This window comes from Salinimicrobium terrae DSM 17865, assembly GCF_000424665.1.
Lineage (GTDB): Bacteria > Bacteroidota > Bacteroidia > Flavobacteriales > Flavobacteriaceae > Salinimicrobium > Salinimicrobium terrae.
Genome location: NZ_AUKI01000005.1, coordinates 44915 through 60285 on the forward strand (window position 1 = coordinate 44915; position 15371 = coordinate 60285).

Annotated in this window: 15 protein-coding genes; 7 read left to right on the plus strand and 8 right to left on the minus strand. The window is 41.3% G+C overall.

Features of this window, described 5'->3' with window-relative positions; translation table 11 throughout:
* Positions 1-24: 24 nt before the first annotated feature.
* Together H148_RS0102180 and H148_RS0102185 are read right to left on the minus strand one after the other, a co-directional pair.
* On the minus strand, positions 25-321 hold the full coding sequence (locus H148_RS0102180; protein ID WP_156877184.1) for a hypothetical protein: 297 nt from the start codon (positions 319-321) through the stop codon (positions 25-27).
* A gap of 28 nt (positions 322-349) precedes the next feature.
* Entirely contained in the window at positions 350-694 is a 345-nt protein-coding gene (locus H148_RS0102185; RefSeq protein WP_029033336.1) for a tRNA-binding protein, read from the minus strand.
* A 326-nt stretch (positions 695-1020) separates the two neighbouring features.
* Between H148_RS0102185 and H148_RS0102195 the strand changes: the two genes are divergently transcribed.
* Positions 1021-1953 carry a peptidylprolyl isomerase gene (locus H148_RS0102195; RefSeq protein ID WP_029033337.1) on the plus strand — a complete coding sequence of 311 codons (933 nt, stop codon included), beginning with the start codon at positions 1021-1023 and terminating at the stop codon, positions 1951-1953.
* Positions 1954-2054: 101 nt separating this feature from the next.
* Here H148_RS0102195 and H148_RS0102200 read toward each other — a convergent pair whose 3' ends face one another.
* Both H148_RS0102200 and H148_RS0102205 read right to left on the minus strand, forming a co-directional pair.
* A complete protein-coding gene (locus H148_RS0102200; RefSeq protein ID WP_029033338.1) occupies positions 2055-2690 on the minus strand; it encodes a peroxiredoxin in 636 nt (211 codons plus the stop codon).
* A gap of 329 nt (positions 2691-3019) precedes the next feature.
* Entirely contained in the window at positions 3020-3586 is a 567-nt protein-coding gene (locus tag H148_RS0102205; RefSeq protein ID WP_029033339.1) for a thioredoxin family protein, read from the minus strand.
* Positions 3587-3675: 89 nt separating this feature from the next.
* Here H148_RS0102205 and H148_RS18985 point away from each other — a divergent pair, with 89 nt between their 5' ends.
* Positions 3676-3870 carry an Mpo1-like protein gene (locus H148_RS18985; protein WP_342663233.1) on the plus strand — a complete coding sequence of 65 codons (195 nt, stop codon included), beginning with the start codon at positions 3676-3678 and terminating at the stop codon, positions 3868-3870.
* Between the two features lie 446 nt (positions 3871-4316).
* Here H148_RS18985 and H148_RS0102220 read toward each other — a convergent pair whose 3' ends face one another.
* Positions 4317-6518 (minus strand): RecQ family ATP-dependent DNA helicase, encoded by a 2202-nt coding sequence (locus H148_RS0102220; protein WP_029033340.1) that lies wholly within the window; start codon positions 6516-6518, stop codon positions 4317-4319.
* An 84-nt stretch (positions 6519-6602) separates the two neighbouring features.
* On the opposite strand from H148_RS0102220, the gene H148_RS0102225 reads away from it, so the two are divergent.
* The 4 genes from H148_RS0102225 to lptB all read left to right on the plus strand — a co-directional run bounded on the left by H148_RS0102225 (position 6603) and on the right by lptB (position 9612).
* A complete protein-coding gene (locus H148_RS0102225; protein ID WP_029033341.1) occupies positions 6603-7568 on the plus strand; it encodes a KpsF/GutQ family sugar-phosphate isomerase in 966 nt (321 codons plus the stop codon).
* A 1-nt stretch (position 7569) separates the two neighbouring features.
* Positions 7570-8403, plus strand: coding sequence for a twin-arginine translocase subunit TatC (gene tatC, locus H148_RS0102230; protein ID WP_029033342.1), 834 nt, complete (start codon positions 7570-7572; stop codon positions 8401-8403).
* Complete coding sequence (locus tag H148_RS0102235; protein ID WP_029033343.1) at positions 8400-8747, plus strand: carboxymuconolactone decarboxylase family protein; 348 nt, start codon at positions 8400-8402, stop codon at positions 8745-8747. The genes tatC and H148_RS0102235 overlap by 4 nt, the downstream gene beginning before the upstream one ends.
* Before the next feature lie 124 nt (positions 8748-8871).
* Positions 8872-9612 (plus strand): LPS export ABC transporter ATP-binding protein, encoded by a 741-nt coding sequence (lptB, locus tag H148_RS0102240; RefSeq protein WP_029033344.1) that lies wholly within the window; start codon positions 8872-8874, stop codon positions 9610-9612.
* Positions 9613-9968: 356 nt separating this feature from the next.
* Here the strand turns inward: lptB and H148_RS0102245 are convergent, their stop codons facing one another.
* Positions 9969-10742 (minus strand): CDP-alcohol phosphatidyltransferase family protein, encoded by a 774-nt coding sequence (locus H148_RS0102245; protein ID WP_029033345.1) that lies wholly within the window; start codon positions 10740-10742, stop codon positions 9969-9971.
* Between the two features lie 444 nt (positions 10743-11186).
* Between H148_RS0102245 and lnt the strand changes: the two genes are divergently transcribed.
* On the plus strand, positions 11187-12776 hold the full coding sequence (gene lnt, locus H148_RS0102250; RefSeq protein ID WP_029033346.1) for an apolipoprotein N-acyltransferase: 1590 nt from the start codon (positions 11187-11189) through the stop codon (positions 12774-12776).
* A gap of 675 nt (positions 12777-13451) precedes the next feature.
* Here lnt and H148_RS0102260 read toward each other — a convergent pair.
* Both H148_RS0102260 and H148_RS0102265 read right to left on the minus strand, forming a co-directional pair.
* Positions 13452-14843 carry a sugar transferase gene (locus H148_RS0102260; protein WP_029033348.1) on the minus strand — a complete coding sequence of 464 codons (1392 nt, stop codon included), beginning with the start codon at positions 14841-14843 and terminating at the stop codon, positions 13452-13454.
* Positions 14844-15134: 291 nt separating this feature from the next.
* Positions 15135-15371: integrase core domain-containing protein (locus tag H148_RS0102265; RefSeq protein ID WP_169578537.1), on the minus strand; the 237-nt coding region annotated here is incomplete at its 5' end.

The window sequence follows — 15371 nt, forward strand, 5'->3', positions numbered from 1 at the left end:
TTGGGAAAGATCCCTTAGAGATGATTAGCTATTCTTTGGGGGTTGCCAGATGCGAAGTGTAAATTCTGAAAATAATCCTTTTTCAGCCTCAGAAAGCTCCTGAGATCCAATTGGATCCAAAAATGACATTTCTGAAGGCTCTTCCTGAAACACAACTGCATTGCAGCTGCCGCAGCTTAAAAAAGGAAAACAAAGTTCATTGCTATGGGAGTTTGTTTCCTGTTGTTCCGAGAAGTCTTCGCTGCTGCAGTCATCTGCACAACACGGCATTCCATTCAAAACTAAAACCAGGAGAGATATGAAGACAGCTAAGAATTTCACGCTGCAAAGATAAAAAACTGAAACGAAATTAGCCTATTCTCAAACCGTTTTGAACTTTTGTTTCGGGCTGCAGGAGCACAATATCATTCCCGGCACCAACAGACCCCAGTACCAGGCATTCACTCATAAAGTTGGCGATCTGTTTCTTCGGAAAATTGACTACCGCAATAATTTGCCTGTTTATAAGATCATCTTTCGAATAGCGCTTAGTAATCTGTGCCGAAGATTTAAGGATTCCCATTTCGGGGCCAAAATCTATCATTAACTGATAAGCCGGATTCCTAGCCTCAGGAAAATCTGAAACTTCAGTTATAGTACCTACTCGCATTTCTACTTTTTCGAAGTCTTTCCAGGTAATTAAATTTTTATCCATGAGCTATTTTTATTTTCTACATACACTTCATACCGGAGAAACAAATAATATTTCCTCTCAAAAATGGCATTTTGGAAGTTTACTTTAGACGGAAAAGAAAAAAGTTTCCGGGCTTCCAAATATGCAATCAACTTCAAATAAAAGAAAAACAAATCTTATAAGTAAAAATTAAAACAGAAGTTAAAAGTTTTTCTGCTAAAAAAATAAAAGCTCCAGAATTGCCCTTTTTTTCCTTAACATTCTGCTAATTCTTTCACCTTTCCAAAGACATCACTATAAAACTATGATCATTATTTTATCTTTGCTTTTTAACTAAAAATCACGATATGAACGACGGATTATATGCAAAACTCCATACAACTAAAGGAGAGATCACAATAGAACTGGAACATGAAAAAACCCCGGGAACGGTAGGGAATTTTGTAGGACTGGCAGAAGGTAACCTTGAAAACGAAGCGAAGCCACAAGGGAAACCTTATTATGACGGATTAAAATTTCACCGTGTCATCCCCGATTTTATGGTGCAGGGTGGTGATCCTCAAGGCACAGGTACAGGCGGACCCGGCTACCAGTTCGAAGACGAAATTCACCCCGATCTTAAACACGACCGTCCCGGAATTCTTTCCATGGCCAATGCAGGCCCTGGAACAAACGGAAGTCAGTTTTTTATCACTCACGTTGAAACCCCGTGGCTCGATGGAAAGCACACTGTTTTTGGACATGTTGTTGAGGGAATGGAAGTGGTGAATTCGATCAAGCAGGGAGATTCTATAGAAAAAGTAGAGATCGTGAGAGAAGGAGAATCGGCTAAAAATTTCAAGGCAGTGGAATCATTCCGCCAATTTAACGGCGCAAAAGCTGAAAGAGAGGCTGCGGCTAAAAAGCAACAGGAAGAGTTGTTGGGAGAGTTATCCCAGGGATTTGAGAAGACTGGCAGCGGATTGCGCTATAAAATGATTTCAGAAGGTAACGGTAAGAAAGCAGAAAAAGGTGACACAGTTTCTGTTCATTATAAAGGAATGTTACCTGATGGGACAGTATTTGATTCCTCTTACAAAAGAAAACAACCTATTGATTTTCCTTTAGGCAAAGGTCATGTGATAGAAGGCTGGGATGAAGGAATCCAGCTCCTGAAGGAAGGAGATAAGGCAAGATTTGTAATACCATCAAATCTGGCTTACGGTTCAAGAGGAGCCGGCGGTGTTATACCTCCGGATGCCACACTCATTTTTGATGTGGAACTTGTGAAGGTGAAATAAAAAGTTCAATTTGATATAAACAAAAGACCTCACAGGTTTAAACCTGTGAGGTCTTTCTATTTTTAGGCAATTTAAACAAAAATTGCCTTGTCGATTAACTCCTAATCCGGTTGAGGAGTCATTCTCAAATACGGCTTCACTTCTTTGAATCCTTTTGGAAATAGTTTTTCCGCTTCCTCATTGGTCACTGCCGGACTTATAACCACATCCTCTCCGGATTTCCAGTTGGCAGGAGTCGCTACTTTTTTATAGGCAGTAAGTTGCAGGGAATCTATTACTCTTAATAACTCTTCGAAATTTCTTCCGGTGCTGGCGGGATAGGTAATCATTAACTTAATTGTTTTGTCGGGCCCGATAACATACACAGATCTTACTGTGAGCGTATTATCCGCATTTGGATGGATCATATCGTAGAGATCGGCAACTTTGCGGTCTTCATCTGCTATGATGGGAAAGTTAACCGAAGTATTCTGGGTTTCATTAATATCCTGGATCCATCCTTTGTGAGATTCAACGCCATCTACACTTAGCGCCATCACCTTTACATTCCGCTTTTCAAATTCCTTTTTATATTTGGCGGCTGCACCTAGTTCTGTGGTACAAACAGGCGTATAATCGGCCGGGTGCGAAAACAGGATTCCCCAACTGTCACCAAGAAAATCATAAAAATTTATATCTCCTTCCGAAGTCTTTGCATCGAAATCGGGGGCTTTATCTCCTAAACGTAGTGTACTCATAATTTTCAATATTTTTAAATGAATAAAGAACCTTAAATTTAATCAATAAATTTCCAGAGAAATTCTTCCGCAGTTAAAAATGAGTTAATGTTTATTCAATGATCTATGATTAATCATTGTTGTCCGAGAAAAGAATCGAGATCGCTCCACTTCCAGAATCCAGAGCCAAGACTTTAAAAAATTGAAATTTGAAACCCACCTCCTCAAACAGCGAAAGAGGGTATTAGATCAGCATTAGCAGGTGGTTTCGGGAATATTTATTTTTATTAATCGAACAACAATGATCATCAATGAACAGGTACCAGATTAATTTCAAGAATTAATTCTTACTACTTTCCAATGTACTTCCATTTAATGGAACATCCCACACTGGGCTTTTGTGGCCCCGGTACAGGGCGGCTTCCAAGTAAGGCATCAAGAGCCTCCCGCAGTTCCCTCCCATTTAAGGAGTGTCCGTTACCGGGACGGGAGCTGTCAAGTTGCCCGTGATAAACCAGCTTTTCTTCCCCGTCAAAAAGGTAAAAATCAGGGGTGCATTCTGCTTTGTAGTTCCGCGCAACTTCCTGGGTACGATCGTAGAGATACGGGAAAGTAAAGTTATGCTTGCGCGCGAACTTCCACATAAGATCTGGATGATCTTCGGGATATTGTTTAACATCATTACTGCTTATGGCGACAAAGCCAAAGCCCAGCACCCGGTAATCGTTCGCCACCCGCACAATTTCATCCACCACATGTTTAACGTACGGACAATGATTACACAGGAACATGATTACCGTTCCTCTGTCCCCCTGCACATCGACTAAAGAATGAAGGTTTGCCGTAACCGCATCGGGTAATTCAAAGTCGATTAATTTTGTTCCCAACGGAAGGGTATTTGAAGCAGTTTCAGCCATTATCCTGATGTTCATTTAGATCCTGAAAATACAAATTTCCTGCGAAATATATTCAAAAATGCTATCTTGGTTCTACTGCAACAAAATCTATGCGAACACTGGATCAATGGTTTTCTGAATATGCCGTGAGTCATCAGAACAAGACGAACCAGGTGATACATTACATTTGTGTCCCTGCAATTTTCTTCTCAATAATTGGATTATTTATGAGTATCCCTCCGGGACCGCTAACCGGGATCTTTCCTATATATATATCACCTTTTTGGAAAATTGGGCGGTTGTAGCATTAATTTTGGTCCTGTTATTCTACATGCGCCTTTCCATTTCAATGGGAATAAAGGTCCTCTTATTTGCTGCGCTTTGTATTGCCGGAAATTTCTTTATCTCCCAATTTGCCACCCTTTGGCTTGTTTCGCTATTTATATTCGTAGCAGCATAGATGGGGCAATTCTACGGACACAAAGTAGAAGGCAAAAAATCTTCTTTCCTGAAAGACCTGCAGTTCCTGCTGATTGGCCCTGCCTGGGTGATCAAAAAAGTTATTGGATAAATGCTAATACCTAAGGGAAATCAGCTGTCTTTATAGATCAGGTTACTTCTGAAGAGGTCAAGAGTTTTATCTTTCACCGCTAATACAGAAAAGTCGATAATTTATATGTAAATCTGTATAATTCTTTTCCGGTGGAATTCCTGTTCCCACTATTTGTCCAAAACCTTAATCCTTATAAGCTTAATTTGCTACTTCACTGATGAATTTGATCCTGTACAGTCTCAATTCTTCTTCATCGTAATCTCCTTCAAATTCATCAAGTGCATCTTCGATCTTATCGGTCCGGGCATCGAGAAAATACTCGTGCATCTCTTCCTGCTGGTCTTCATCCAGGATATCATCGATCCAATAATTGATATTTAACTTGGTGCCGCTATAAACAATAGCTTCCATTTCTTTTATAAAATTGGACATTTCCATGCCTTTGGCGGCAGCAATATCATCAAGCGGAAGTTTGCGGTCTACGTTCTGAATAATGTATAATTTTAGTCCGCTATTGGCCCCGGTAGTCTTTACAACGAGGTCGTCCGGACGGGTGATTTCGTTCTCTTCAACATAATTAGCAATAAGATCAACAAATTCCTTGCTGTATGATTTGGATTTTTTTCCTTCTCCTACCCCATGTATGTTTCCAAGCTCCTCAAGGGAGACAGGATATTTTAAGGCCATGTCTTCCAGAGAGGGATCCTGAAATATAAGATGCGTTGCGAGTCCCCTGTCTTTAGCCACCTTCTTTCGCAGATCCTTCAGCATTTTCAGCAGGTTTTCGTCGGTACCCCCGCCAGATTTGGCTGCAGTAACGATGCCGTCATTGCCATCAACCTTGTAAATATGATCTTCGGTCATCATGAAGGAATCAGGGTTCTTCAGGAATTTTTCACCCTTTTCGGTGAGTTTAACCACTCCGTAAGTTTCGATATCCTTCCGCAGAAATCCTCCTACCAAAACCTGTCTCAACAAAGCCATCCAGTATTTGTCATCTTTACCGGCTCCTTTTCCGAAGAGATCGTGTTCATCTGTACGATGAGACTTGATCACGGCATTAGATTTCCCAACCAAAGTGTTCACCACTTCCTTGGATTTATAAAGCTGTTTTGTCTCTTTAATGGTCTTCAACAACAGTTCTACTTCATCCTTTGCTTCGTGTTGTTTTTTAGGATTCCGGACATTGTCATCCATATCGGCCCCTTCGCCGGTTTTTTCATCGAAATCTTCTCCAAAGTAGTGAAGAATAAATTTTCTCCTGGAAACAGAAGTTTCAGCAAAAGCCACAACTTCCTGAAGCAGTGCCTGGCCAATCTCTTGCTCGGCGACTGGCTTACCGCTCATAAATTTCTCCAGCTTTTCTATGTCTTTATAGGCATAAAATGCGAGACAGTGGCCTTCCCCGCCATCTCTTCCTGCCCGACCGGTTTCCTGGTAATAACTTTCTATACTTTTTGGAATGTCATGGTGAATCACGAACCGAACATCGGGCTTATCGATCCCCATTCCAAAGGCAATAGTGGCTACTACCACATCAACCTCCTCCATGAGGAACATATCCTGATGCCTGGAGCGGGTTTTAGCATCGAGTCCCGCGTGATATGGCACGGCAGAAATTCCGTTAACCTGCAGTGTTTGGGCAAGTTCTTCCACCCTTTTGCGGCTAAGGCAATAGATAATACCCGATTTCCCCTGGTTTTGCTTAATAAACCTGATGATATCGGCATCCACATTCTTAGTCTTGGGACGTATCTCGTAATAAAGGTTTGGACGGTTAAAAGAAGCTTTAAAGGTACGGGCATCGGTGATGGCCAGGTTCTTCAGGATATCTTCCTGCACCTTTGGCGTAGCCGTAGCCGTTAGACCAATAATAGGAATATCATCGCCAATACGCTTTACAATATGCCTTAAATTTCGGTATTCAGGTCTAAAGTCGTGCCCCCACTCACTAATACAATGTGCCTCATCAATGGCCATAAATGAGATTTTTACGCTGCGTAAAAATTCAACATTCTCCTCTTTTGTCAGAGATTCGGGCGCAACATACAGAAGTTTGGTAATTCCGTTGGTGATATCTTCTTTCACCTGTTTTACTTCAGTCTTATTTAAGGAGGAATTAAGGACGTGAGCGATACCGTTTTCAGAAGAAATTCCGCGGATGGCATCCACCTGGTTTTTCATTAAAGCGATCAAAGGGGAAACAACAATTGCCGTTCCATCTTTAATTAGTGCCGGTAATTGATAACACAGGGATTTCCCACCCCCGGTTGGCATCACCACAAAGGTGTTATGGTCGTTAACTATACTCTTTATTACCTCTTCCTGGAGGCCCTTAAACTGGCTAAAACCAAAGTATTTCTTAAGCTGTTCGTGTAAATTGATTTCCTGCGAAGTCATTCAATTGTGTTACAATTTTACATACATTTGCATCAAATAAAGATACGGTTTTCTTTACTCCATACAATTTCTAACTCTACAAATTTGACACCTCAAGAAAAAATACTCTCTGTTGCCAGAGAAACCATTTTAACTGAAGCCAAAGCTATAGCGAATTTAGAGCAATTATTAGACCAAAATTTTGCTGAAGCCGTACAGGCGGTGTTCAAATCCAGGGGTAGAGTCATTATAACCGGCATAGGAAAAAGTGCGGTAATCGCTACAAAGATCGTGGCCACCTTAAATTCAACCGGCACCCCGGCAGTATTTATGCACGCCGCCGATGCTATACATGGAGATCTGGGTACCATATTACAGGAAGACGTTGTAATTTGCATTTCCAAAAGCGGAAATACTCCTGAAATTAAGGTGCTTGTACCCCTTATTAAGAACTTCGGAAATACGCTCATCGCCATCACCGGAAGTACCGATTCTTTTTTAGGAAAACAGGCAGATCATATTCTCAATGCCTATGTGGAGAAGGAGGCCTGTCCTAACAACCTGGCTCCCACAACCAGCACCACCGCACAACTCGTAATTGGTGATGCCCTGGCTATTTGCCTGTTGAACCTTCGGGGCTTTTCAAGCCGGGATTTTGCAAAATACCACCCCGGTGGTTCTTTAGGTAAAAAATTGTATTTGCGGGTACATGATATCGCAGATCAAAATCAAAAACCCGCGGTAGGTCCCGAGGCGGCAATTCCACAGGTTATCGTGGAAATTTCAGAAAAAATGCTCGGAGTCACGGCGGTCCTGGAAAATGGCAAAATTTTGGGGATAGTAACAGATGGCGATATACGCCGAATGCTTCAAAAAAGTATTGATATATCAGGATTGACCGCAAAAGACATTATGAGCCGTAACCCAAAGACTATCGAATACGATGCCATGGCTGTAGACGCCATGGATGTTCTTGAAGACAACAAGATTTCCCAACTACTAGTAGTGAAAAACAAAGAGTTTTATGGAGTTGTGCATCTTCACAACCTAATTAGAGAAGGAATAATCTAGTATGGCGAAAGTAGTAAAATCTGCCGATGAAATGTCATTTTTGGATCACCTGGAGGATCTTCGGTGGCACCTGATCAGAGCGACTTTGGCCGTGGTTATTGCCGGTAGTGCGGCTTTTCTTGCCAAAGGTTTCATTTTTGACGTTCTGCTATTTGGTCCTACTAATGCTGACTTTTTCACCTATGATATTCTATGTCGTTTATCCACATTCGTCGGCTTAGAAGGTGGATTCTGTTTTGACGATATGCCTTTCACTATCCAGTCAAGGACCATGGGCGGGCAATTCTCCGCACACGTCTGGACCTCTATTACTGCCGGCTTTATTGTTGCTTTTCCCTACATTATTTACGAGTTCTGGAAATTCATTTCTCCGGCCATGTACACCAATGAACGCAACACAGCCAGGGGATTTATTTTTATTTCTTCGTTGCTGTTCTTCATGGGTGTCCTTTTTGGTTACTATCTGGTAACGCCCCTTTCCATTAATTTCCTCGGAAAGTACCAGGTAAGTGAGGTAGTTTTAAACGAATTTGACATTGGGAGTTATATAAGTCTCGTACGTTCCTCGGTGATCGCCTGCGGACTTATTTTTGAATTGCCAATTATCATTTATTTCCTGACCAAGATAGGCCTTGTAACTCCGGAGTTTCTTCGGAAATACAGGAAATTTGCACTGGTAATCGTGCTAATTCTTGCCGCAATTATAACTCCGCCAGATATTTTGAGTCAGATCATTGTGGCTATCCCAGTACTTATATTATATGAAGTGAGTATAGTGATCTCGCGCATTGTCACCCGAAAAGAAGAAAGAAAATTAAGAAAACAGAAGCTATGAAAAATCAGGTAGAAGAATTTAATGAATATCGCCAGAAAATGAATGAAAAGATCCTTGGCGACAACAATAAGATCATAAAACGGATTTTTAATCTCGATACTAACGCTTACGCACCCGGAGCTTTGGATGTAAAAACGAAGGAATTATTGGGATTGGTCGCTTCAGCAGTGTTGCGCTGTGATGATTGTATTAAATATCATTTGGAAACCAGCCACAAAGAAGGTCTAACCAAAGAGGAAGTAATGGAAGCGCTTAGCATCGCCACCCTCGTTGGAGGAACTATTGTTATTCCACACTTGAGGAAAGCTTATGAGTTTTGGGAAGCTTTGGAAGCCCGGAGCTAGTTAAAAGTTAGGATGCCCCCCGGCCCCCAACGGGGGAGTAATTGTCTGACAATTTCTATCTTTAAAAAAATTGCACAATAATTGCTAATCTCAATACTCATATCTAATATCTCATATCTACTAAATGAAGTTATACGCCGAGAGTCTTGTAAAATCCTATAAAGGTCGTGAAGTTGTAAAAGGCATTTCCCTAGAAGTAAATCAGGGGGAGATCGTCGGGCTGCTTGGTCCTAACGGGGCCGGAAAAACAACTTCTTTCTATATGATCGTAGGATTGATCAAACCAAATGGCGGGAGGATTTTCCTCGACCGGGAGAACATTACTAAATTTCCCATGTATAAGCGTGCGCAGTACGGGATTGGATACCTTGCCCAGGAAGCCTCGGTCTTTAGAAAACTAAGCATTGAAGACAATATTATGAGCGTGCTGGAGCTTACAGACCTCTCAAAAAAAGAGAGACAAATAAAGATGGAGTCTCTTATAGAGGAATTTGGTCTGGGACATATTCGTAAAAGCCGAGGAGATCTTTTGAGCGGAGGGGAGCGCCGGCGTACTGAAATTGCCCGTGCCCTGGCTACAGATCCAAATTTCATTCTTTTGGATGAACCCTTTGCCGGAGTGGATCCGGTTGCTGTAGAAGACATCCAACGGATTGTCGCTCAGCTGAAAAACAAAAACATAGGAATCCTAATTACCGATCACAACGTACAGGAAACACTCGCTATTACAGATCGTACATACTTAATGTTTGAAGGTCGTATTTTAAAAGCAGGTATCCCTGAAGAACTTGCCGAAGATCAAATGGTAAGAAAAGTATATTTGGGACAGAATTTTGAATTAAGGAAGAAGAAGATTTTTGAGTAGCGACCAGAGACGAATTCAGGATTCAGGATTCAGGATTTAAAATTTAAAATTTAAAATTATATCAATAACCGACACGGATTGCAAATCCGCACCATCAGTTAGCCGTCAGTTCGAGTTTTTTTGCTGAACGAAAGTGAAGAAAAAATGTATCGAGAACAGAGGCGGTAAACTAACCCCTCCTCCTCGATAAAAAGTTTATTCTTACCGTAGCAGAAATTAATTCACTCGGACTGACGGAGAGCGAAATAACGAATAAATTAAACTACTCAAGGATTGTAAATTTGCGTCATCACAATTTCTGATACGAAATGATTTACAGATTGGAATTTTGAATTTGTTGCTTGGAATTTTTGAAATTAATGGCTCTCCGCTTCCGTCTCTCCATCTTTCTTGTTCGTAACCATAGATACGATCACATAACTCAGGATAATTAAAGGTATGGCAGCAAATTGTAAGAAAATAAGAAGAATAAGGCAGAAGATGAGAAACAAATATCTGACTTTGTTTTCTGCAAATCCCCAGCTGCTGAATTTTAATGCGAACAAATGAACTTCTGCATTCAGCATAAAACAGCTAAACAGGGTTAATGCCGCAAGAAACCACGGGTTAAGAATGATATCTACAAGAAAAGGCTCCGGCTGAAAAATAAGGATAAGGGGCAAACTTAATATTAAAAGAGCATTAGCCGGAGTGGGCAGGCCAATAAAAGAATCTGTCTGGCGTTCATCGATATTAAATTTTGCCAGCCGGTATGCTGAAGCAAGGGTAACCAGCAGACCAAAGAGTGCAAAAACAGGTAGGTTCCATTCGAGGAGATCCTGTCCCGATGTCCAGTAGGTAGGTTGAGCAGCCGATCCCGGCAGGGCCTGTCTAAACAGCTGAAACATTACAATTCCGGGAACTAATCCACTGGTAACCATATCGGCCAGGGAATCTAGTTGCAATCCCAGTTCCGATTTCACATCAAGAAGCCGGGCAGCAAGTCCGTCAAAAAAATCAAAGAAGATCCCGAGCGCCACAAAGATCGCTGCCATGACCAGGTCGCCCTGTACAGCGAATATAGCACCGATGCTGCCACTAAGAAGGTTGATTAATGTGATAGCATTGGGAACGTGCTTTGCAAAGCTCATATTGGTGGGTTTTGTGTAAAAATAGTAAAAAAAGACTGCCACGTCGATTCAAGATTCAAAATTTAGAATTCAAAATTGTATAGAATTGTCATTCCGACGAAGGAGGGATCTCTGTCATACACGAAAGATTCTTCGCTCCGCAAAAACTTCGCTCTGAATGACAATAGTGGGTTCTCGTCACGGAGTGCAAATCCGGACCATCAGAGGGATTCAACATATAGAATTCAAAATTGTATAGGAGTGTCATTCCGACGAAGAAGGGATCTCAATCCTACACGAAAGATTCTTCGCTCCGCAAAAACTGCGCTCTGAAAGCCAATAGTCGGTTCTCGTCCCGGAGTGCAAATCCGCAGCAATAGTCATTTATTGATCATTGTTAATTGCTAATTGTTAGCTGTTCATTGATTATTCTTAATTGTTTAAATTTGCTATCCACAAATTACTATGAAACACTTCCTTTACGCTTTACTTTCAGGAATTTTACTGGCACTGGCGTGGCCCACATATGGATTTCCGTTGTTGCTGTTCTTTGCTTTTGTGCCTTTACTTTACGCAGAACATAACATTAGGGTTAAACAGGCTCACAATCGCAAATGGAAGATCCTTGGCCTCTCCTATCTCAGTTTCTTTATATGGAACCTTATTACAACTTACTGGCTTTATTTTTCCACACCATTTGGAGGTGTTTTCGCAATTACAGTTAATTCTCTGCTCATGTCACTGGTATTTCTGTTGTTTCATATAGTGGCAAAAAGGGTGAATTTCAGTGCCTCTGCCTCTTTTTTCATCAGCATCTGGATTGCCTTCGAATACCTGCACCTCAACTGGGAATTCTCATGGCCATGGTTAAACCTTGGTAACGGATTTTCAGAATTTCCTCATTGGATCCAGTGGTATGAATTTACCGGGACTCTTGGAGGTACACTTTGGATCCTGCTTGTAAATATCGCTCTCCTTAAAATGATTTTACTGTACCGCCAACACAAGGTAAAGGAAATACTTTACCGCGGACTTGTGAAAAACGCTTTGCTGATTCTCGTACCCATAGGGATCTCTTACGTCATCTTGTGGAACTATGAAGAGAGCCAGGAAACACTTGAGGCAGTAGTATTACAACCGAATATTAATCCCTACACAGAAAAATACAATACCAATGACAAGCGTATTGGGGAACTGCTTACAGAACTTGCCGAAGAAAATGTCACCCCTGATACTCGTATAGTTGTTGCTCCAGAAACCGTTTTTGCCGATGGAACTGTCCTAAGCCGCTTCGAAAATTCGGAAGCAAATTTCTTTGCTACCCAATTTGTAAACAACCATCCGGAAATTTCATTTTTGAGCGGGATTTCCATGTATGATCGCTTTAGTGATCCTGGAAGAGTAAGAGGGCAGAGTAATCAATTAGGGCCAAATGACTGGTATGATGATTACAATTCCGCCTTTATGATCTCTGCCAATGATTCGGTTCATTTTTACCACAAATCGAAATTAGTGGTTGGGGTGGAGAATTTCCCTTACCAGGAAGTACTTAAACCACTTCTGGGAAATGTCATGATCGACTTGGGCGGCACGGTAGCCATGAAAACCACGCAAAAAGGCCGCGGAACCTTTAAAGTTACCGGAAATGAAGAAGTAGGGCCTATAATCTGCTACGAATCAGTGTACGGAGATTTCGTTACGGGTTATGTCACTGAAGGTGCAGAATTTCTTGCAATCATCACCAACGACGCCTGGTGGGGAAATACCCAGGGTCATAAGCAACATCTCAGTTACGCTCGGCTGCGCGCCATTGAGAACCGCCGATCCATTGCCAGAAGTGCCAATACAGGTATTTCGGCTTTTATAAATGAAAAGGGCGAAATTACATCTACCCTGGGCTACGAAGAGCTGGGCGCACTGCGAGGGAACGTTACCCTGAACGACCGCCTCACCTTTTACACCCGCTTTGGAGATTACATTGCACGAATCTCCCTGTTCCTGGCTCTTTTCATATTTCTTTTTGCTATGGTACCCTGGAAGAGATCACGTAAATAGTCGTCATTGTACGATGGTCAGTGGGCAGTATTTTTATCACCAATATGCTAATATTCTTTCATTTTTAAATCCATCCCTTCTCCGGTTAGCTTACTTGTATTTTTCTCCTTCTCTCCGACAGGCATTGCGAGATCTGAGATAAAAAAATTTATCCATTGGAGGAAAATGGACATCCTGTCATTGATATTTTTTTCGAATCTTTTTAGCAATTCTCCCTTCGGTCGATTAAAAATCATTTTCTTTCATAATTGTTCATTTTTTTGCTTGTCCAAAAAAACGAACCAAAAAAAGGACACTTTTTTGAAGGTGTTTCCAATTTTGCTACCGCCAAATTAAAACCGTGCTCCTCGGGCTAAATTTTCTCCAAGGCTTCAAAAATTCTTAACGCCCGGGGACCACTACACTTACAAAAAAGATACTTCAAAAAGATAATTTTATTGAATAGAATATTCAGAGCAATTAAAACAATCCCCTTCTCGAGAATTTCTGCTTTGATTTTTTAGAATAAATGGAATCTCTACTCACGAGAGTGAAGTTTGCCACGATCAAGTTTTTTCCCTCCCTCACAACTACGTGAACATTAGGACAAATACCAAATTAAAACCGACTCCAAGTTTAACCTGATATCGTACTTCAAAATTCGTACTTCTACCTTAAAAACTGCCAACTAAAAACCTACTGTCCTCTAAAGAAAATGATGGTACTCAACGTTTTGGTGAGGATGGTAATGTCGAGAAAAATATTTCGATGTTTGATGTAGTAAAGGTCATACTGAAGTTTCTCCAGACTATCGGCATGGCTGTCGGCATAATCAGTCATTACCTGCGCCCAACCAGTGAGTCCGGGTTTGACGAAATGGCGGGTAGCATAAAAGGGGATCAAATCCGATAATTCTTTTACAAAAACAGGTCGCTCAGGCCGAGGACCGATCAGGCTCATTTCTCCTTTCAGAATATTATAGAACTGCGGAAACTCGTCCAGACGGGAACGGCGGAGAAACTTTCCGAAGCGGGTAATGCGGATGTCATTTTTCGTGGCCCAGACTGCCCCGTCGGGTTCTGCATTATAACGCATTGTCCGGAACTTTACAATTTTAAAGGATTTGCCATGCCTGCCAATTCTCTCCTGTTTGTAAAAAAGAGTTCCCTGGTTAGCAATTAAATTTCCGAAGTAAATGAAAGGCACCAAAAGACAGCCAATAAAGATTCCTATAATAGAAACTATAATATCAGCCATACGATGAAAAAAGAGGTAAAATTTATTATTATTACTGCGGCTGAGGGGAAAGAACTGGTAAAAGTTCCGTTCTAAATGCTGTACAGGAATCCTGCTGGTTTTATCTTCATAAACCTCATTAAAATCCTTCACCGGAAAACCCTCCCTGAGCAGCGCCAGTACCTGACTGTAAAGACCTTCAGCAGTCGACGACGGCACATTAGAAATAAGTACCTCATCAATACTATTCTCCTTGATTGTATCAACCAACACATCCCCGGAGAAATCCTGCAGTCCAATCTCTTCAGAATTTATTACACTGCCTTTTCCCGGATTTACAAAACCGACGATATTATAATTGGGATCCGATTTCTGTAAATGTGAAGCCACCAGCTCTACCTCCAGGGGTTCCCCAATGATAAGGACCCGCCGGTAAAACCTGGGAGAGGAAATAAGCGTGATATAAGAGAATCTCCAAAGTAATAAGGTGAACAGAATAGTGATAAAAAAATACAGAATTTGTAGGCGGTTTTCCGGTAAGACCGGAGTCACCACAGGCGTAAGCAGGAAAAACAGCACGGTAACTGAACTCGCCAGCACCACATTCTGCAGGACAGTATAGTAATTTCCGGCTTTTTGAAGGTCATAAAGTTCAAAGATCCCGTTAAATAGAGTAATGTATATTGCAAGGACAATACTCCAGTACCAGGAATCGGCATCAAAATGAAAATAATCCAGCCTAAAAAGGATACTAACCACGTACAGGGAAAACAGCACCCAGACTACATCGAAAATGCGAAGAAAGACCTTCCTCTCGGAGATCTCGAAATGTAGATTTTTTTTACGGGGCATGTAAAAATTTTTACCGCGTAAATATAAGGAAGACTTTAACGCAGCACACCTGTGGGCCCTAACTTTTTCCAGTAGATCTGTCTCTGCCATTTCCTGCTTAAGGTTGTGGGTTGTGGTTGTGGGTTGTGGGTCGTGGGTTGTGGGTTGTGGGTTGTGGGTTGTGGGTCGTGGGTTGTGGGTTGTGGGTTGTGGGTTGTGGGTTGTGGGTTGTTAATTTGTGGGTTGTGGGTTGTTAATTTGTGGAGTCCTAAATAGAGTTGATCATTTTTAGAAGTTGGTTTATGATCCTATTTAATTTAAAGTTACTAATTCTTTGTTTAATCTCGTTTCGTATTCTACCGGTGTAAAATGATGAATGGAACTATGAGGTTTTTCATGGTTGTACATGTACACAGCTTTATCTAATTTCTTATTCAAACTATCATAGTTGATGGGATTGTATCCCTTTAGATACTTATTCTTAATGATTCCATTGATCCTCTCGGCATGAGGATTTTCATACACAGTTTCACACATACTATTTCTTAA

Bases quoted from the DNA above. Each gene is read 5' to 3' on its own strand.
- H148_RS0102200 (WP_029033338.1), bottom strand. From the start codon at position 2,690: ATGAGTACACTACGTTTAGGAGATAAAGCCCCCGATTTCGATGCAAAG.
- H148_RS0102205 (WP_029033339.1), bottom strand. From the start codon at position 3,586: ATGGCTGAAACTGCTTCAAATACCCTTCCGTTGGGAACAAAATTAATC.
- H148_RS0102185 (WP_029033336.1), bottom strand. From the start codon at position 694: ATGGATAAAAATTTAATTACCTGGAAAGACTTCGAAAAAGTAGAAATG.
- H148_RS0102245 (WP_029033345.1), bottom strand. From the start codon at position 10,742: ATGAGCTTTGCAAAGCACGTTCCCAATGCTATCACATTAATCAACCTT.
- H148_RS0102260 (WP_029033348.1), bottom strand. From the start codon at position 14,843: ATGCCCCGTAAAAAAAATCTACATTTCGAGATCTCCGAGAGGAAGGTC.
- H148_RS18985 (WP_342663233.1), top strand. From the start codon at position 3,676: ATGCGAACACTGGATCAATGGTTTTCTGAATATGCCGTGAGTCATCAG.
- lnt (WP_029033346.1), top strand. From the start codon at position 11,187: ATGAAACACTTCCTTTACGCTTTACTTTCAGGAATTTTACTGGCACTG.
- tatC (WP_029033342.1), top strand. From the start codon at position 7,570: ATGGCGAAAGTAGTAAAATCTGCCGATGAAATGTCATTTTTGGATCAC.
- H148_RS0102195 (WP_029033337.1), top strand. From the start codon at position 1,021: ATGAACGACGGATTATATGCAAAACTCCATACAACTAAAGGAGAGATC.
- H148_RS0102220 (WP_029033340.1), bottom strand. From the start codon at position 6,518: ATGACTTCGCAGGAAATCAATTTACACGAACAGCTTAAGAAATACTTT.
- H148_RS0102235 (WP_029033343.1), top strand. From the start codon at position 8,400: ATGAAAAATCAGGTAGAAGAATTTAATGAATATCGCCAGAAAATGAAT.
- lptB (WP_029033344.1), top strand. From the start codon at position 8,872: ATGAAGTTATACGCCGAGAGTCTTGTAAAATCCTATAAAGGTCGTGAA.